The organism is Flintibacter sp. P01028 (genome assembly GCF_041925235.1).
GTDB classification, from domain to species: Bacteria; Bacillota; Clostridia; order Oscillospirales; family Oscillospiraceae; genus Lawsonibacter; species Lawsonibacter aceti.
Genome location: NZ_JBHEVC010000002.1, coordinates 395,796 through 411,916 on the forward strand (window position 1 = coordinate 395,796; position 16,121 = coordinate 411,916).

Below are 16,121 nucleotides of genomic sequence, written 5' to 3' on the forward strand. Positions count from 1 at the left end.
GGAGGAATGAGGATGGAAACTCGTATCGCAGAACTGCGCTATAAGGAAGTCATCAGCGTTGAGGATGGCAGCCGATTTGGTTACGTAGGAGATATGGAAGTAGATATGGACACTGGGCAGGTACGAGCCCTGGTCGTCCCCGGCCGCCGCCGCTTCTTTGGGCTGCTCGGCCGAGAGGAGGATAAATACATCCCTTGGAGCGCCGTTCGGCGCTTTGGAGAGGATATTATTCTGGTGGAAGACCACGGAAGCCGGAGAACGCCCAGGCGTGGTTGAACGCTCATCCGCCTCCCATGGCACAAATGCGTCGTATCCACAGAAAAGGCCGCCCACTAGGGCGGCCTTTTTACCTGTTCTCTTACAGCTCCACAGCGGTATCCGTGGCAAAAAACCATAGCGCCTTTCTTGCCACGGGTCTGTCCAGTATGGTGGAGAGTGCCCGCGCGTAGGCATCCAACTGGGCCCGGTACTGTTCAGCGCGGGCCAGTTCCTCCCCCGGAACTATCCTGTCGCTCTTAAAGTCCAGAACTGTGATCCCCTGCCCGTCCTCAAACCAGGCGTCAATGACGCCCTGGAGCAGGATATGCTCTCCCTCCGTCCGGGGATAATACTCCTCCGCCGGCACCAAGATGGAAAATTTGAATTCTCTACGGCACTCTCTTGCCTGGGCCATGGCCTTTCCCAGTGGGCTCTGGAAAAAAGCCGCCAACCGCTGGGCGGATACAGCTTCACGCTGGAGGGCTGTCAGAAAGCCCCTGTCCTCCAGTTGGTCCAACAACTGACCGATTCTCTCCTGGCTGTGGTCCCCCTCCAAGGGAATATATTGGACCGCCTGGTGGATGGCCGTACCCCGCTGGGCTGGAGTCAGGCCCTTTTCTTCTGTCATAAACCGGGGGCGGTAAATGACTCCGCGCTCTCTCCCAACAGTCTCGACCAGCTCCCCGGCCTCCTCCGCCGCCTCCTGATCCTGGGGACGACCCTTGATCTGGGTCGCTGTCAGCTTAGAAGGCACATTGGCGCAAACCATTTGCGGGTAGGTCCATCTTAGTTGAGCCGCCAGCTCCGATATATCTTTCTGTACCAACTCCGGCAGGTCAGTGTAACGTCCTTCCGTTTTACGGTCCTCTGCTAGGGGGGCTCCATCAATCCAGCGGATGTTCCAGGCTGGTCCCAGCCCCTCCGCCCTGATATCGGGCAGACCAGCCAGTTTCCTCACCCCCCCTGCCTCCGGGCGGGTCAGGGCGTGGAGCAGCACCCACTGTCCTACGTTCTGCTGCCGCTCCAGAGCCAGAGGGGAAATAGGAACGGACAGATCCTCCCCCAGCCGCTCCAGAGCTCTGGCCCCCTCGGTGAGCGCCAGGGTCAGGATCAATTTCTCCTTTGCCCTGGTCATGGCCACATAGAGCAGCCGGAGCTCCTCCGACATCATCTCCCGCTCCAACTGCCGGGCTACCGCCAGACGGGCCACAGTGGGATACTCCACCATGCGCTCTCGCTCCAGTCCCTTGGGCCCTACGCCCAGGACAGGGTGGAACAGCACCGGACGCATCAGGTCGTCCCTGTTCAGCCGCCTGGTCAGGCCACATACGAACACCACAGGCCTTTCCAAGCCTTTGGACCGGTGGATCGACAGGATGGACACGCCCTCCCCCTCATGACCGGGAGCCGTAGAAGCGAGCTTCCCGCCAGACTCTCTTAACCGCTCCAGCCGAAGTAAAAATTGGAACAGAGTGCGGCAGCCGCTGTTCTCTAGCTGACCGGCCAGATCATACAGGGCCAGCAGATTGCTCCGCCGCTCCTCCCCCCGCTCCATGGTACCGAACAGGCCCAGGATATTGGTCTGCTCATAGATGTGCCAGATCAGCTGCCGGCAGGTCTTATCTCCCGCCCCAAAGCGGAGTTGGGACAGCTGATCCAGAAATTCCCGGCAGTCCTCCTCTCCCTCCAGCGCCCCTTGGGACAACGCGGTGTAGAAGTCCCCCCTGGATCTGGACCTCAGTTGAGCCAGCCGGTCGCTGGAAAATCCATAGACCGGGGAGCGAAGGGCGGCCAGCAGGGCCACATCCTGCCGGGGGTTATCCACGATCTGGAGGATGGACAGCGCCACGTTGACCTCGGTGGTTTGGAAAAAGTCCTGTCCGCCGTCGGCGGACCAGGGGATCCCCTCCTCCCCAAGCGCTTGTATGTAGTGGTGCAGCACCGCCCCCGGACTACGGAGCAGAAGCATTACATCCGAGGGTCTCAGTGGGCGTGTCTTCTCTCCCTCCGTCACCATAAGAGGCCTGGACAACAGTTCTCTGATACGCTGGGCGGCAAACCGGGCCTCCAGCAGGTCCTTATTTGCCTTCTCTCCCTCCTGGTCCCCCAAGAAGGACAGGTCCAGCCCATCCAGCTCCAGAGCGTAAGGTCCAGTCTCATCTGTCTGCTCCTCTGGCTCCGAAAACGTCCCTCCAGGCACCAGGGCCTGGTCCTCCGTGTAGTCCAACTCACCGAATTCCACGGACATAATGGCTCGAAAAAGGTCGTTACACCCCTCCAGGACCTGGGACCGGGAGCGGAAATTCCGGCTCATCACCCGCTTGCGGGGCTGTCCCTCCTCCGCCTCGTCCCCCTGGGCGAATCGCTCATACTTATTCAGGAAGATCGTGGGGTCGGCCAGCCGGAAACGGTAGATGGACTGCTTTACATCCCCCACCTGGAACAGCTTTCGTCCCCCGTTGGAGAGGGCATAGAAAATGGCGTTCTGGACCTGGTTGGTGTCCTGATACTCATCCACCAATATCTCATCAAAACGGGTGCTCCAATAGCGGGCCAGCTCCGTCGGCTCCCCGGCACCATCGGCAAGCAGCTTCACCGCGAAGTGCTCCAAATCGGAGAAGTCCAGCAGTCCCCGCCGGTCCTTCTCCTTGGCATAGGCGGCCTGAAAATCAAGGACCAGGTCCATTAAAGCCTGAACAGCGGGGCGTGACAGAGACAGCTCATCCAAAAGGGTCTGGCTGTCCCCTGTCAGCCGCTCCTCTATCCTTCCAAGCAGCTTTTTGCAGCGGTTCCGGATCTGTTTGACCCGCTCACCCGACTGGACAGCGGCCGACTCCTCCATGGGGCTGATCTCCCGCTCCCGCTTTTTCTTCCGTCCAGCCGGTGGGAAGGGGATTGGAAGGGCGGATACCGCTCCGTCCCAGCTCCGCTCTGACAAAAACCTCTCCAACCCCTCTATGGTGGTCATGATGGAGGCCCCATAGTTGGTTTCCAACAGCTCGTCCTTCCCAATCATCGTCAGAGCCTGGGACAGCCGCTCCAGACACCATTGGCCCTGACGTCTGGCCTCGTTCAGCAGCAGCTCTCCCCAGGCCGTCTGGCTTAGATCGGATACCCCGTCCAGCTCCCACAGCCCCTTCTGCATCTCCAGCCAGCGGGCGGGGTCTGGATGGCTCTGCACTCGGCCGTAGATGTCCAGCACGATCTGGGCCAGACGGCTGTCGTCCCGCCCGGCAGCGAGGGTGTCTGCCAGTTGAGCAAAGGGACTCTCCTCCTCCAACCCCTCATAACGGCAGTCCAGTACCTCCTCCAGAACTCGTGCCATAATGTCCTGGCTCTCCCCCTCATCGCATAGGCGGAAGTCAGGGTCCAGATCCAGCAGATGGCCGCTCTCCCGCAGGAGAACAGAACAAAATGCGTGGATGGTGGAAATCTGGGCCTGATACACCAGTGTGGTTTGACGGCGCAGGTGCCGGTCGTTCGGGCGCAGGGCCAGACGGTCAGCCAGTTCCTGGGCGATACGCCCTCGAAGCTCCGCGGCCGCAGCCTTGGTATAGGTTATGACCAAAAAGCGGTCGATATCAACTCCATCCCGGTCCACGCGGTCCAGCAGCCGCTCTACCAGCACCCGGGTCTTACCAGACCCGGCGGCGGCGGATACCAGCAGCTCTCCGCCCTGGTCGTCTACGATCTTCTGTTGTTCCTCTGTCAGCGCAAAGGCCATAATGCCACCGCCCCTCTCTTTCCAGGGGATCCAGTCGTTCCCCCGCTGTTTGTCAGCCGTCTCCGGCAGTTCCTCACAAGATTAGCACAAAGGTCCCAGCCGTAATCAGCAGCCCGCCCAGCACCTTCAGCACTGTCACCTTTTCTCCCAGGACGAGGAAGGCCAGTACCATGGAAATGACCACGCTGAACTTGTCAATGGGCACGACCTTGCTGGCCTCACCAATCTGAAGGGCGTGGAAGTAACAGATCCAGGACAGCCCGGTAGCCAGACCGGACAGGAACAGGAACATCCAGCTCCTGGCGGTGATGTCACCGATGCCTGTATGCTTTCCGGTGGCAAAGACGATCCCCCAAGCCATAACCAGTACCACTATGGTACGCAAGGCTGTGGCCAGATTGGAATTGATTCCCTCCATCCCCAGCTTGGCCAGAATTCCGGTCAGGGCGGCAAATAGTGCTGACAACAGCGCAAAAACAGCCCACATAAGTGGTTTCCTTCCTCTCTCCACTTTCTTCACTCTTTGAGCACGCTCAAAAACTTTTCTATGCGGATACCCTTGTTCTTTTCAATCTCATCCTGTTCCAGAAAGATGAGCTTTTCCAGTACGTCCATGGCCCGCTTCACAGCAGGGCGCAGGGGGCTTCCAGCCAGGAGTTCCCCCACCAGGACGGCGGAAAACATATCCCCTGTCCCTGGGAAATGCACCCGGATAAACCGGTAGGGGATCGTAAAATATTCCCCGCTTCTGTGGTCATAGCCCCAGACTACATGACTCCCACTCTCCTTCGATACACCGCTGGTGACCACGACAGATCGTGGGCCCAGCCCCCGCAGCCGGTCCACTATCTCCTTGGCCTGTGACTGGGACAGAGCCTCCTCCCCCTGGTAAATGCCGGACAGAAATTCTGCCTCCGTCAGATTAGGGACGATTACGTCGGCTACCCCAATGAGGCGGCGCATATTCCCGACCGTCTCCTCCGTGACACCGTTATAGAGCTTACCGTCGTCCCCCATGATAGGGTCAGTCATGACCAGCAGGCCCTCCTTCTTCTGGCTGGCGATAAAGTCCCGGATAATGCCCACCTGGGCCGCCGAAGCCAGAAAGCCGGTGGTGATACAGTCAAACTGAAATCCCAGTTGCTTCCACACCTCGATGGCTTTTACCATGTAGTCAGTGGTATCTAATATGGTAAATTTCCCGTAGTCCAGAGTATTGGACACCAGGGCGGTGGGCAGGTTGTAGACACTATGGCCCATATTGGACAGGATGGGCAGCATGGCTGCCAGAGCCACCTTGCCGTAGCCCGGCATATCATTAATAATCAGGATATTTTTACTGTTCTCCATTTGATTTCTCCTCTTTTTGTTGTTCAGCTCCGGTCCAATAGAAACTCCAGCACCGTATCATTGAAGCCCTGCCAATTCCGCCTGGCTATAAAGTGGTCACCAGGAAGGATGACCAACCGGCTGTTTGGGATATTGGCCGCGATTGACTGAGTGTGGCTCTCTCGGATCATATCCTGTTCCCCCGCCACTACCAGAACCGGCATGTCCAGTCCCGCCAGCTCCGCCCTGTGTATATGCGGCTGGGTTACCATCAAATTCAGCATCTCCCAATTTTGTTTTGCCTGTTGGCTGAACAGGGCACACAGGCGGCACAGCCCCCATCCCAGCACTATGGGAATCTGTGTCTTCAGCTTTACGCCACACGGGTCCAAGTTTGCCCCGTTTAGTATGAGCCGCTCTACACGGTCCGGATACTTCAGCGCAAACAATAGGGCCACATTTCCTCCATCGGAAAACCCCAAGAGATGACATTTGGAGATACCATGCTGATCGAAAAACGATTTCAAGTCCTCCGCGAATTGGGACAGTGTAAACGGTCCAGTGCCCCGTGGACTCTCTCCATGTCCACGAGTATCCACAGCAATCACCCGAAAATGGTCGGCAAATGGTTCCATTTGCCTTTTGAAGTAGGTATGATCCTCCCCATTTCCGTGGAGCAGTATCAGTGGAAAGCCCTCTCCCTGCTCTATATAGTGTAATCTGATCTCCATTTCATAGTTCCTCTCCCATATTTTCCCAGAACTCCTGGGCGCTCATACTGGGTAGCCAGCGCCTACGGTCCCCACCCCGCCCTTCTTCAAAGTGGCAGGCGGCGGCATAGTCACAGAAGCGGCAGGCATTTTTTTCCGGTCCCCGCCAGAAAGGATCCGCGGCGATGTTGCCCTGGGCCAGCTCTCCGCAGATCTCCCCCAGCACCCTTTGGATGTGGCGGCCCAGGCGGCCCAGGCGCTCCGCGCTGGCCAAGGCGTCTCCAGTGATAGCTCCAGTAGACTTGGACACCTTCAGGGGAAGGAAACGGTACCCTTCTTCAGAGACGTGCTCCATAGCCTCCAGCACGGCGGAGTCATCCAGGACCAGTCCGCTTCGGACCAATTCCCTGTCTAACGCCTTGCGCCATGCCTGTTCACTCATCGTCCGGCTTCCTCGAACCACCGCGTCCCGAGCCGGGAGATACAGCACCCCGGCGCCCTCTACTGGCATCCCATAGAGGGACTCCCCCCGCTCTTCCAGAGTAAAGAGATAGAGAAGCATCTGCAAGCCCAGGCCGTTCCAAACCTCGGTGAGATCAAAGGACTTCCGTCCCGTCTTATAGTCCACCACCCTCAGATAGAGTCGCCCGTCGTGGACCCATCCATCCACCCGGTCTACGAACCCAGAAACGCTGATAGTAACTCCATCCACGGTCAGTTCGACTGGCGGCAGGTCCTCCCCCTTTCCAAAACCCAGCTCAAAGGAGATAGGTCGGAAGCTGGAGTGAAGAAGCTCCTCCGCCACGTTGTCCACCACCGCCTGGACCGATCTGAGCAGTCGGTGGAACAGGTAGCGGAAGCGGTCACTCTGGCCTTCCAGCCCTCCCAGCTCCTCGGCCACATAGCGGTCCACCGCCTGGCGGGTGAGCTGTCGCAGCCGGCCGCGCGTATCCTCATCTAATTTTTCCGGCTCCATCCCAGGCAGTCTTGTCTGGCGGAACATATCGTCCTGAAGGACATGCTCCAGCACATAGTGGACAAATGTGCCATACTCTGGTGCTGTAAAGCCTGCCGGCTTTCTAGGCTCTGCCCGCAGGCCATACCGCATAAAATAGGAGAAGTGGCAGGATTTATACTTGTCCATCCGTGAGGCGGACATGGCCACCCGTCTCCCATACAGCTGGTCCACCGTCTGCCTAGTGAGTTGCCCTCTCTCCCAGCCAGCCACCCGCTCCAGCTTGTCCACTTGGCTCTCCAAGCCAGACAGGCTGCCCAACAGCTCCCGCAGCCTCGTATTTCTCCCCGCCTGCTCCAGGGCGGGCAGAGGGGCGGACAGCCGGAAGCGCCCCTCTAGCTCCTCCTCATGGCATATGTCCAAATCAGTATAGAGCAGCTGCAGCCGTTGGGCCAGGAAACAGGGCCTTCGCTCCTCACCTCCCGGCCCCTGGACAGCCCAAGATACCACTAGGCGGTGGCTGGGGCGGGCACAGATCTGATAGACCGTAGTCATCTCCCGGAAGAGCAGTTCCCGCTGGGACTGGTCCAGCTCCAGACCGTATACCGCCAGCAGAGAGCGGTCATCATCTGACAGCAGGCCAGGAGCCGCCCCAACCCTGGGGATGGAGCCGTCATCCGCCCCCAATAGAAAGAGAGCCTTCACCCTGTGCCCTGTCTGACGGGTGGTTTCACCGGCGGTCACCCGATCCAGGGAAACCGGGATCGTTCCTACATCATATTGGGACAGGACCAGCCGAAACAGGCCGGCAAACTCCTCCAGGTCCATTCCTCTCTCCCCCAGCAAAGCAGCGCACTGCTCTAGTCCGCCACAGAGGATCTCCCAGAGCTGCCGGTACTCCTCCGCCAGAGCGAGCTCTCCCCGCTTCTTCAGCGCCTCTACCCGTGCCTCCAGCTGATCTGGCAAGCCAATGCGCTCCAAAAATCTGTAAAGGGAAATCGCCTGTCCTCTTCCCGTCTTGTCTTGGGCCTTTCTCAGTTCCTCCAAAGGAGCGGTCACCTGCCTTCTGGCGCGGTCCAATCGCTCCAGAAGGGCACGGTCCTCTTCCTCCCAGGGGATGCCATATCCTCTAGGATGCCAAGTCCATTCCTTTGTCTGCGTCCAGCGGCTCCCCTTGATATCCCACTTCAAAACATAGTTTTCCAGCAGATCTCGGTCTTCTTCCCCCAGGTCCGTCAGTCCGGTCTTGAGATAGCGGAATATATCTTCGTAGGCATAGCCCCCCGCCACAGTATCCAGGGCCGCGGTGACCAGGGTGAGCACGGGCTTCTCCAAAATATCCGCCATAGCGGAGGAAAATACGGGTATCCCATATCTGGGCAGCACCGATTCTATCAAATCCTGGTAGGCGCCATAATCGCGGGCCACCAGACCAATGTCCCGAAAGCGGTAGCCCTCCTCTCGTACCAGGCTCAAAATGCGCGATGACACCCACTCCACCTCGGACCGCATGGTATTGGCCCGAAACAGAGTGACGGCCCCTTCACAGGAAATGGGGCTCTCCAGGCCCCCACCGAAGAGATGCCCCTCCAAAAATTGGAGCGGCCGCTCTTTTGCCGCAAAATCCCCGACAAGGCATTCTACTTTATAGCCTATTCTCTCCCGTTGAGCCAGTCTAATCAGTCGGGCCGCCGTTCTCCGTGCTGGGGAAAAGATGCCTGTCCCATCCTCATCCTCCTCCAGGTGGTCACAGGTCAGAGTGACAGTCATATGCTCCGCCTGGACCAGAAGCTGGCCCAGGACCTCCTCCTGCTGGGGCGTAAAGTCTGTAAATCCATCCAACCACAGATCCTTGCCCACAGCCCAGCGGCACTCCTTCAGCTTTTCAGCCGCTCTGGTCAGGCGATCCCTAGGGTCCAGTGCCACGTTTGCCGTGAGCGCGTCATAAGTCCCACAAATCAACCCCAGGTCCCTGAGTTTATTCCCTTCTGGGCCTCCTGCTTCCTGCCCCGCGGTAATCAGCGCCTCAGGGGGGATACAGCAGCTCTTCAGCTCATCCACAGTGGCCAACAGAGCGGTGAGGAAAGCAGGGCGCTGCGATGCGCGGGCATACACCGTCAGGACCTCTGATGTCTCCTTGAGGGCCCGGTACATAAGCAGAAGACGCCCGCCCCCGTCCAGCTCCCGCTCCCCCAAGCCGCCAGCGGCCTGAAAGACACGGCCGCATAGTCGGCTAAAGGACAAGACCTCAGCCCAGAGAGAGGCCCCGTTCCCCCCCATCTGGCACAGAGCACGCTCGGCCTCATGGGACTGCTGCTCAGGGACCATCAGGACCTGCTGGCGCATTTGCCCGGCCTGACACAGACGCTTCAGTACCGCAGTGGTCTTTCCCGCTCCCGCGCGGCCAAGGATCAGCTTCAGCATCTTTTTTGTCCCCTCTCTCTTCCCGGCATCCCAGGAGATCTGTTCTTCAGTCGTTTCTGATATTGTATCACGTTATTCCAGTCAAAAAAAGTCCTTGACACTCTTTTCATCATAAGGAAAGAGGGCCTCCTTTTCAGAGGCCCTCTCTCAGTGTATCCGATACCGCTCCAGAAGCAGCTTCATATTGTTGTTGACCAGCTTTTGTGCCAGCAGTTCCCGGAATTGGACGGTCTTCTCCCTTCCTCTATTTCGCAGCTCTTCCAGGCGGGCAGAGATTTCTTCCCGCTCCCGCTCCACTCCGCAGGCCATATCCTCAAAGGCGGAGAGACGCTCCAGAGCCGCTGCCATTTCCTCCGGGGCCACTGTAACTTTTCCGTCTACAGTCCTTGTATATCGCTCCATGTCATCTTCCTCCCTTCAAAAACAGAGCCGCGCTCATGCGCGGCTCTGTACCTGATATGTCAGCTGGGGTTGACGGTATAGTTGGGAGCTTCCTTGGTGATATAGATATCGTGGGGGTGGGACTCCCGGAGGCCAGCGGCGGTAATCTGCATAAACTGGGCCTTGCTGTGCAGCTCCTCTACGGTGTGACAGCCAGTGTAGCCCATACCGGCCTTCAAGCCGCCCATCAGCTGGTAGATGGTCTCGCCCGCCAGTCCCTTGTAAGGAACTCGGCCCTCTACCCCTTCGGGAACCAGCTTCTTGTTGTTCTGCTGGAAATAGCGGTCCTTGGAGCCCTGGTTCATGGCCGCCAGGGAACCCATACCCCGGTAGACCTTGAACTGGCGGCCCTGGAACACCTCGGTGTCGCCTGGTGACTCCTCGCAGCCAGCCAGCAGAGAGCCCAACATGACCACGCTGGCGCCGGCGGCCAGAGCCTTTGCGATATCACCAGAATATTTGACGCCGCCATCGGCGATGATGGGGATATCATACTCAGCGGCCACACAGGCGGCGTCATACACCGCGGTGATCTGGGGTACGCCGATGCCGGCCACCACACGGGTGGTACAGATGGAGCCGGGACCAATGCCGATCTTCACACAGTCGGCCCCTGCCTCAATGAGGGCCCGTGTCCCCTCGGCAGTAGCTACGTTACCGGCGATGAGCTGTACGTCGGGATAGAGGGCCTTAATACGCTTGACACAGTTGAGAATATTCTGGGAGTGGCCGTGGGCCGAGTCCAGAGCCAGCACGTCGGCCCCCGCCTCCACCAGGGCTGCCACCCGGTCCAGCACATCGGCGGTAACGCCGATGGCGGCACCCACCAGCAGGCGGCCCTTTTCGTCACGGGCGGAATTGGGATACACCGTCGCCTTCTCGATATCCTTGATGGTAATCAGGCCCTTCAGCCGGAACTCGTTGTCCACAATGGGCAGCTTCTCAATCTTATGCCGGCGGAGAATCTCCTTGGCCTCAGCCAGAGTGGTCCCCTCTGGGGCGGTGACCAAGTTCTCTCTGGTCATTACATTGTCGATGAGCTGGTTCATGTCTGTTTCGAACTTCATATCCCGGTTGGTAATAATGCCAATCAGCTTTCCATTGTCACAGATGGGCACACCGGAGATGCGGTACTTGGCCATCAGCTCATCCGCCTCAGCCAGTGTATGGCCGGGCCCCAGCCAGAAGGGGTTTGTGATAACGCCGTTCTCACTGCGCTTGACCATGTCTACCTGTTCCGCCTGCTGGCTGATGGACATATTCTTGTGGATGATGCCGATGCCGCCCTCGCGGGCGATGGCGATGGCCATCCGGTACTCAGTCACGGTGTCCATGGCGGCGCTGATGAGGGGGATATTCAGATGGACCTTTCGGGTCAGACGGGTACGCAGGTCGATGTCCGCGGGGAGTACATCGCTGGCGGCGGGGATCAGAAGCACGTCGTCAAAGGTAAGGCCCTGCTTGACAAACTTCTGTGCGGCGTCCTGATTGACCATATCTACAACTCCTTTTTCTTCTGCCCGGCGGGCCGGGCCATATCTTTTCTTTCCAGTGTGTATAGTTAAGTTATTGTAACGCTCTGCCGCGTCTCTTGTCAAGGAACCGCTTTGCCAAAAAACAGGGCCGCTTCAAAGCGGGATTTGCCGCTCTCGTCCAATCCACGGACATAGCGTTGGTCCTCCTGCCCTCCGGATTGGATATCAAGCTGTTCTCCCGGCCTGCACTCGGCCAAATAGCCAATCTGCATCGAGGCCAGGAACCGGTCCTCCTCCAGCCTGTCCATTTCTACCGCGTCGCAGGCGAAGTCAGCGTACCGAGTATTATTCACATGGCCGTTCAAATCGCTGTCACTGTACCGCATGGGCCGACGCTCCACCTGGACCAGCTCCTCCGGGCAGTGGAGCTTGGAGAGCGTCATAGTCTTACACAGTTCTCCCCCTCCGGTACCAGCCAGCTCCGTGACCGAAGACAGGCGCATCAGCTTATGTCCCTCTAAGCTGGCCAGCACCCAACCGGACACGGACTCACCCACCAGCTGTCCATCGGCATAAATGTCGTAATCCCGATACATCATGGCCCCCCTATCCCCCCGGTGCCAGGTGCGGACAGTCAGCTGGTCCTCGAACCGCAGGGGCCGGTCCAGCCGGTACCAGGACCGGGCCAGCATCCAGAAGGCCCCGTACCGCTCCATCAGCATCTCCCGGTGGAAGCCACCTGCCTCCGCCGCCAAGGTAGCGGCGTCCTGGAGGTGGTTGAGCAGGGCCGAGGCCTTGCACATTCCATGTCCGTCGATATCCAGACCGTTCAATCGAAAATGGTGTTCATAAAATAGGCTCATCTTTTTTCCTTTCCCCGGATCAGAATGGTATCTTTGCAGCAGATGTCATCGATGTCATCTGCGGTAGCGGCCGGCACCCGCATCTGGGCCCCGCAGTCGGCGCAGATGAGGTCTACGGAGCTGTAATTGACCTGAAAGGTCCAGTTTTTACTGCCGCAGGCACAGGAGATGCCCCCGCGGGCCGCGATGTCCCGGATCTCAGACAGCACCTCCTCCATGACGATCTCATCCAGGAACGCACCCTGGCTCACCTCGTCCTCGCCCAGCTTGTCCACTGCCTGTTCCAAACGGGCGGTGGCCGCGTAGACCGGCCCTTCCTCCCCCACATAGCAGCAATCCAGGCCAGAGGCGGCACAGGAGAAGGCCAGGGCCTTCTCCCGCAGGAAGGCGTGGGAGGAGCAGGACACAGCGTGCTCTCGACCGCAGAACAGGCAGGGCACCGTGAGTTGGACCCGGCTGGGCAGAAACTCCACCGTCATCTCCGACTTGCCGCAGGGGCACTTGATGTGGGCCTTGGAGGCAGCCAGAGAGAACAGGTCCCGCTCCACGATGACCGACTGGCGGCAGCGGGGACAGATATAGGCTAAATATCGCTTGGTATCCTCTACCATAATTATAATTACTCCTTACTGCTCCGGGGCTGTACGCTGATTCCATCCCGGCTTATCATTTTCAAGCACTGGTAAAATTTCACCAGATACCAGACCACGCCTATCACGGAAACGATTATAGTGATTATGGAAACGAGAAGAGAATCCAACAAATATGTCAGCACGGTACCGCAGGCGCTGACCACTTCCATAAGCAGCCAAGCGTAAAACAGCCCCCTGCTCTTCAAGTTTTGTCCTGTATTTGTCTCAAGCTCCACCATTCCTTTGACGATTACATAGGTAACCACCGCCTGAAGCACTGTGCGTACCAGGGTGAATGACAACTCCAGTTCCCCCAAATAGCTGGTATACTCAGTGAATCCGGTGAACACATATCCCCCCCCTGAAAACACGCAGGCCACAAGTGCCGTCCAGTGGTACCGGGCAAAGGTCTGGATTCCGCGACAGCGAATGATCCCCAGCCACACCAGGAAAAAGCCGACAAAATCCGGTGTAAACACGATGCCATTGATACGAAAGTCAAAAAACACAAACAACAGCAGGCCCCAGAATATCATCCACATAAACGGCACCTTCTCTCTTTCTACTTCAACGCTCCGCCATGACAGCCCCTTCTACTCTGCCGCCCCAGCCACAGGCTCGTCCAGCACCCAGGGCAGCCAGATCTGGCACTCCAGGTCAAAATTTGGTTTTGGAAAATCCGGAGCGCCATAGGGATAGTCCTCATGCCCCAGCACCAGGCCGCCCCAGGGCCGCTCTATCAGCGGCCCCCACCCCGGGCCATTTTCTCCCGGCGGCACAGCCAGGACCGCCCCGCCAATCCGCCAGCTGAACTGGTAGAGCAGTCCCTTTTCTTTCCAGTTCTTATCGTGGTAGAGCTCGCACACATAGGTTGCCCTGGCAGGCGGGACAGACAGCCTGTCCAGAATTTCCAGAATCTCGCCCGGCAGCCTTCTCTCCCGTGCCAGGGTCAGGAAATTCCGGCAGCGGCCGCAGGCGCAGCCCCAATCCTCCGCCTCGGCATACCAAGCGGAGGTGGCTGTTTTGTCCACCTCCACCTCATAGCCATGCCAGGAAAAACGGGTCATTTCTTAAACTCCTTCTTGGTGGACCGCCTCTCCTCATCCACCTCGTAGGCCTTGATGATCTTCTGGACCAGAGCATGGCGGACCACGTCGGCCTCTCCCAGCCGCATGATGGCGATATCATCCACGCCCTTCAGCACCCGCATGGCCTCCCGCAGGCCGGACACCACATCCTTCGGCAGGTCGATCTGGGTGATGTCGCCGGTGATGACGATTTTCGATCCGAAGCCCAGGCGGGTCAAAAACATTTTCATCTGTTCCCGGCTGGTGTTCTGGGCCTCGTCCAGGATGATGAAGGAGTCGTCCAGCGTGCGGCCCCGCATATAGGCCAGGGGGGCCACCTCGATGTTGCCCCGCTCCAGATACTTCTGATAGGTGTCGGGCCCCAGCATCTCAAAGAGAGCGTCATACAAGGGCCGGAGGTAGGGGTCTACCTTGGATTGCAGATCGCCGGGGAGGAAGCCCAGCCGCTCCCCCGCCTCCACCGCCGGGCGGGTGAGGATGATGCGGTTGACCTCCTTGGCCCGGAAGGCCGCCACCGCGGCGGCCACCGCCAGATAGGTCTTACCGGTGCCCGCGGGACCAATACCAAGAGTTACCACATTGTCCCGGATAGCCTCCACATACTTTTTCTGCCCCAGGGTCTTGGCCTTGATAGGCTTGCCCTTGGCAGTGACGCACAGCACATCGCTGGCCAACTGGTGAATCTGGGCCTCACTGCCCTCCCGGACCAGTTGGATCACATAGCGCACGTTCTGCTCATTGATGGCTTCCCCTCTAGCGGCCAGGGTCATCAGGCTTTCCACCGTTCGGACGGCACGCATGACACCCTCCGGGTCCTCACCGGATATCTTCAGCGCCGAGTCACGGCTGACTACGGTCACCCCCAGCTCCCGTTCGATGAGGCGGATATTCTCGTCAAAGGAGCCAAAAACGCTGATGGTCTCCTCCATTCGCTCCAGGCTGATGCTCTGTTCTGTCATTCCTACTTATCTCCTGTTTATGAGGAGGCCTGCTCCTCTGATTCGCCGTGCTCCTCTGGCGGGGCGGAACCTGGGACCTCTTTCCCGATCTCCTCCTGGCACTCAGCCTGGGCGGTCACCTTCAGCTGCCCATCCTCCACCTTGGCGGAAAATCGGATAGAATCTATCTGTCCGTCCTCCCCGATCAACCGCTCCAGACGGTCTTTCAGCTGTTCCTCCAGCAATCGCTGGGCCGCTTCCCGGTCTAGCTCCCTGCTCTCCAGCTCGTAGGCGCGATAACTCTCCTGGATCAATGAGATAGGAAGAGCCCGCTCCCCCGGCAGGGTGAGTTGGCGCACTGTGGTTATTTTATCATAGAATGGCCAGGAAATGCTACTGTTTCCAAAAATTTCGATGCGGCGGTCTAAAAATTTCAGGGACCAGACCTTCCGATCCTCCCCCGTATATACTTTGGTGTTCGCCTCCAAGGGGATCTGTGCCGTCAGCGTTCGCCAAGTCCGGGCCCACACCCGTCCCCTGGCATGGGTCTGATAGTAGCGGGTGGGCAGGTCGCTGTACTTGGGAGGCTCCATGGTCACAGTGCCGGAGATAAGCACCTCTCCGGCCAACACGGTATCCCCCTCCTGAACTGCCGCATCCCCTTGCTCCGGCTCGATGTGGGTGACAATGCCATCCGCTTCGGCTACGATGTCAAAATATCCTTTCTCGTCTATCCGCTCCGGGGAGGCGACCGCCTCCCGCACGATGACCTCCAAGCGGGTACCGTGGAGGTTGATCCCCACCCAGGACAGCTCCTCCATTTCCCGCAGGGTCTCCTGAGCCAGCTGCTGCCGGTCCAGGCCGGGGCCATAGACGCCGGGCCGGACGCCCAGCTGTCTCAGCTGGCTTAGGATAACGGCGGTAGGTACTCTCTCGTTTCCCTTGACCTCCACCGTCAATATGAATTGGGACAGGAAGGCTACGGCGCACAGGGACAGGGCGAGGCCCGTTAGGAAGGCATACCGGGTCCGGAAGCGGATGAGAAAGTCCGGCAGCCCCCGGCTGCCCTCCTGACTGACGTCGCAGCCTACTCTCTGGGCAAGCTCCCGGAGCTGTCTCAAGTGTCGGCGGCGGACTGTGAGGCGCAGAGTATGCTCATCCAGCCATTCTACGCCCCAGAATTCCACTCCGTTCTGGGCACAGAGGTTTATCAACCGTTCGGGGAACAGGCCGGTAACCCTCAGGTCGGCCATTCCCCGCAGAAAATTCATCAGCCGCTTCATC

14 protein-coding genes are annotated in these 16,121 nt (G+C 58.8%); 1 reads left to right on the top strand and 13 read right to left on the bottom strand.

Annotated elements, in window-relative coordinates; all coding sequences use genetic code 11:
* Positions 1–12: 12 nt before the first annotated feature.
* On the top strand, positions 13–276 hold the full coding sequence (locus tag ACEVJK_RS06170) for a YlmC/YmxH family sporulation protein (RefSeq protein ID WP_147571938.1): 264 nt from the start codon (positions 13–15) through the stop codon (positions 274–276).
* A gap of 82 nt (positions 277–358) precedes the next feature.
* Here ACEVJK_RS06170 and addA read toward each other — a convergent pair whose 3' ends face one another.
* From addA to ACEVJK_RS06235, 13 genes are all read right to left on the bottom strand, one after another.
* The gene (gene addA / locus ACEVJK_RS06175; RefSeq protein WP_374740225.1) at positions 359–3,982 is read right to left on the bottom strand and encodes a helicase-exonuclease AddAB subunit AddA; all 3,624 of its coding nucleotides are present in this window, start codon (positions 3,980–3,982) and stop codon (positions 359–361) included.
* A gap of 73 nt (positions 3,983–4,055) precedes the next feature.
* Positions 4,056–4,469, bottom strand: a complete 414-nt coding sequence (locus tag ACEVJK_RS06180; RefSeq protein WP_240287544.1) for an EamA family transporter — start codon at positions 4,467–4,469, stop codon at positions 4,056–4,058.
* Between the two features lie 29 nt (positions 4,470–4,498).
* Entirely contained in the window at positions 4,499–5,332 is an 834-nt protein-coding gene (locus ACEVJK_RS06185) for a pyridoxamine kinase (RefSeq protein ID WP_374740226.1), read from the bottom strand.
* A 23-nt stretch (positions 5,333–5,355) separates the two neighbouring features.
* Positions 5,356–6,042, bottom strand: coding sequence for an alpha/beta fold hydrolase (locus ACEVJK_RS06190; RefSeq protein WP_262670393.1), 687 nt, complete (start codon positions 6,040–6,042; stop codon positions 5,356–5,358).
* Position 6,043: 1 nt separating this feature from the next.
* Positions 6,044–9,400, bottom strand: a complete 3,357-nt coding sequence (locus tag ACEVJK_RS06195) for a PD-(D/E)XK nuclease family protein (protein WP_374740227.1) — start codon at positions 9,398–9,400, stop codon at positions 6,044–6,046.
* Positions 9,401–9,547: 147 nt separating this feature from the next.
* Positions 9,548–9,802: a hypothetical protein gene (locus ACEVJK_RS06200; protein WP_147571944.1), complete on the bottom strand. Its 255-nt coding sequence runs from the start codon at positions 9,800–9,802 to the stop codon at positions 9,548–9,550.
* A gap of 59 nt (positions 9,803–9,861) precedes the next feature.
* Positions 9,862–11,337 (bottom strand): IMP dehydrogenase, encoded by a 1,476-nt coding sequence (gene guaB, locus ACEVJK_RS06205; RefSeq protein ID WP_186853267.1) that lies wholly within the window; start codon positions 11,335–11,337, stop codon positions 9,862–9,864.
* A gap of 98 nt (positions 11,338–11,435) precedes the next feature.
* The gene (locus ACEVJK_RS06210) at positions 11,436–12,179 is read right to left on the bottom strand and encodes an acyl-[acyl-carrier-protein] thioesterase (RefSeq protein ID WP_374740228.1); all 744 of its coding nucleotides are present in this window, start codon (positions 12,177–12,179) and stop codon (positions 11,436–11,438) included.
* Positions 12,176–12,790, bottom strand: a complete 615-nt coding sequence (locus ACEVJK_RS06215; RefSeq protein ID WP_147571947.1) for a hypothetical protein — start codon at positions 12,788–12,790, stop codon at positions 12,176–12,178. Before ACEVJK_RS06215 ends, ACEVJK_RS06210 begins: the two co-directional genes overlap by 4 nt.
* Positions 12,791–12,798: 8 nt before the next feature.
* A complete protein-coding gene (locus tag ACEVJK_RS06220; protein WP_374740229.1) occupies positions 12,799–13,353 on the bottom strand; it encodes a hypothetical protein in 555 nt (184 codons plus the stop codon).
* A gap of 51 nt (positions 13,354–13,404) precedes the next feature.
* The gene (locus tag ACEVJK_RS06225) at positions 13,405–13,878 is read right to left on the bottom strand and encodes a hypothetical protein (RefSeq protein ID WP_186853266.1); all 474 of its coding nucleotides are present in this window, start codon (positions 13,876–13,878) and stop codon (positions 13,405–13,407) included.
* Positions 13,875–14,858: a PhoH family protein gene (locus ACEVJK_RS06230; protein ID WP_147571950.1), complete on the bottom strand. Its 984-nt coding sequence runs from the start codon at positions 14,856–14,858 to the stop codon at positions 13,875–13,877. Before ACEVJK_RS06230 ends, ACEVJK_RS06225 begins: the two co-directional genes overlap by 4 nt.
* Before the next feature lie 17 nt (positions 14,859–14,875).
* Entirely contained in the window at positions 14,876–16,120 is a 1,245-nt protein-coding gene (locus ACEVJK_RS06235; RefSeq protein WP_262670397.1) for a sporulation protein YqfD, read from the bottom strand.
* Between the last annotated feature and the right edge of the window lies 1 nt (position 16,121).

What these genes read in the sequence shown, in the direction of transcription:
- ACEVJK_RS06195 (WP_374740227.1), bottom strand. Translation starts at nt 9,400, where the DNA reads ATGCTGAAGCTGATCCTTGGCCGCGCGGGAGCGGGAAAGACCACTGCG.
- ACEVJK_RS06215 (WP_147571947.1), bottom strand. Translation starts at nt 12,790, where the DNA reads ATGGTAGAGGATACCAAGCGATATTTAGCCTATATCTGTCCCCGCTGC.
- ACEVJK_RS06180 (WP_240287544.1), bottom strand. Translation starts at nt 4,469, where the DNA reads ATGTGGGCTGTTTTTGCGCTGTTGTCAGCACTATTTGCCGCCCTGACC.
- ACEVJK_RS06170 (WP_147571938.1), top strand. Translation starts at nt 13, where the DNA reads ATGGAAACTCGTATCGCAGAACTGCGCTATAAGGAAGTCATCAGCGTT.
- ACEVJK_RS06200 (WP_147571944.1), bottom strand. Translation starts at nt 9,802, where the DNA reads ATGGAGCGATATACAAGGACTGTAGACGGAAAAGTTACAGTGGCCCCG.
- ACEVJK_RS06220 (WP_374740229.1), bottom strand. Translation starts at nt 13,353, where the DNA reads ATGTGGATGATATTCTGGGGCCTGCTGTTGTTTGTGTTTTTTGACTTT.
- ACEVJK_RS06225 (WP_186853266.1), bottom strand. Translation starts at nt 13,878, where the DNA reads ATGACCCGTTTTTCCTGGCATGGCTATGAGGTGGAGGTGGACAAAACA.
- ACEVJK_RS06190 (WP_262670393.1), bottom strand. Translation starts at nt 6,042, where the DNA reads ATGGAGATCAGATTACACTATATAGAGCAGGGAGAGGGCTTTCCACTG.
- guaB (WP_186853267.1), bottom strand. Translation starts at nt 11,337, where the DNA reads ATGGTCAATCAGGACGCCGCACAGAAGTTTGTCAAGCAGGGCCTTACC.
- ACEVJK_RS06235 (WP_262670397.1), bottom strand. Translation starts at nt 16,120, where the DNA reads ATGAAGCGGCTGATGAATTTTCTGCGGGGAATGGCCGACCTGAGGGTT.
- addA (WP_374740225.1), bottom strand. Translation starts at nt 3,982, where the DNA reads ATGGCCTTTGCGCTGACAGAGGAACAACAGAAGATCGTAGACGACCAG.
- ACEVJK_RS06230 (WP_147571950.1), bottom strand. Translation starts at nt 14,858, where the DNA reads ATGACAGAACAGAGCATCAGCCTGGAGCGAATGGAGGAGACCATCAGC.
- ACEVJK_RS06185 (WP_374740226.1), bottom strand. Translation starts at nt 5,332, where the DNA reads ATGGAGAACAGTAAAAATATCCTGATTATTAATGATATGCCGGGCTAC.
- ACEVJK_RS06210 (WP_374740228.1), bottom strand. Translation starts at nt 12,179, where the DNA reads ATGAGCCTATTTTATGAACACCATTTTCGATTGAACGGTCTGGATATC.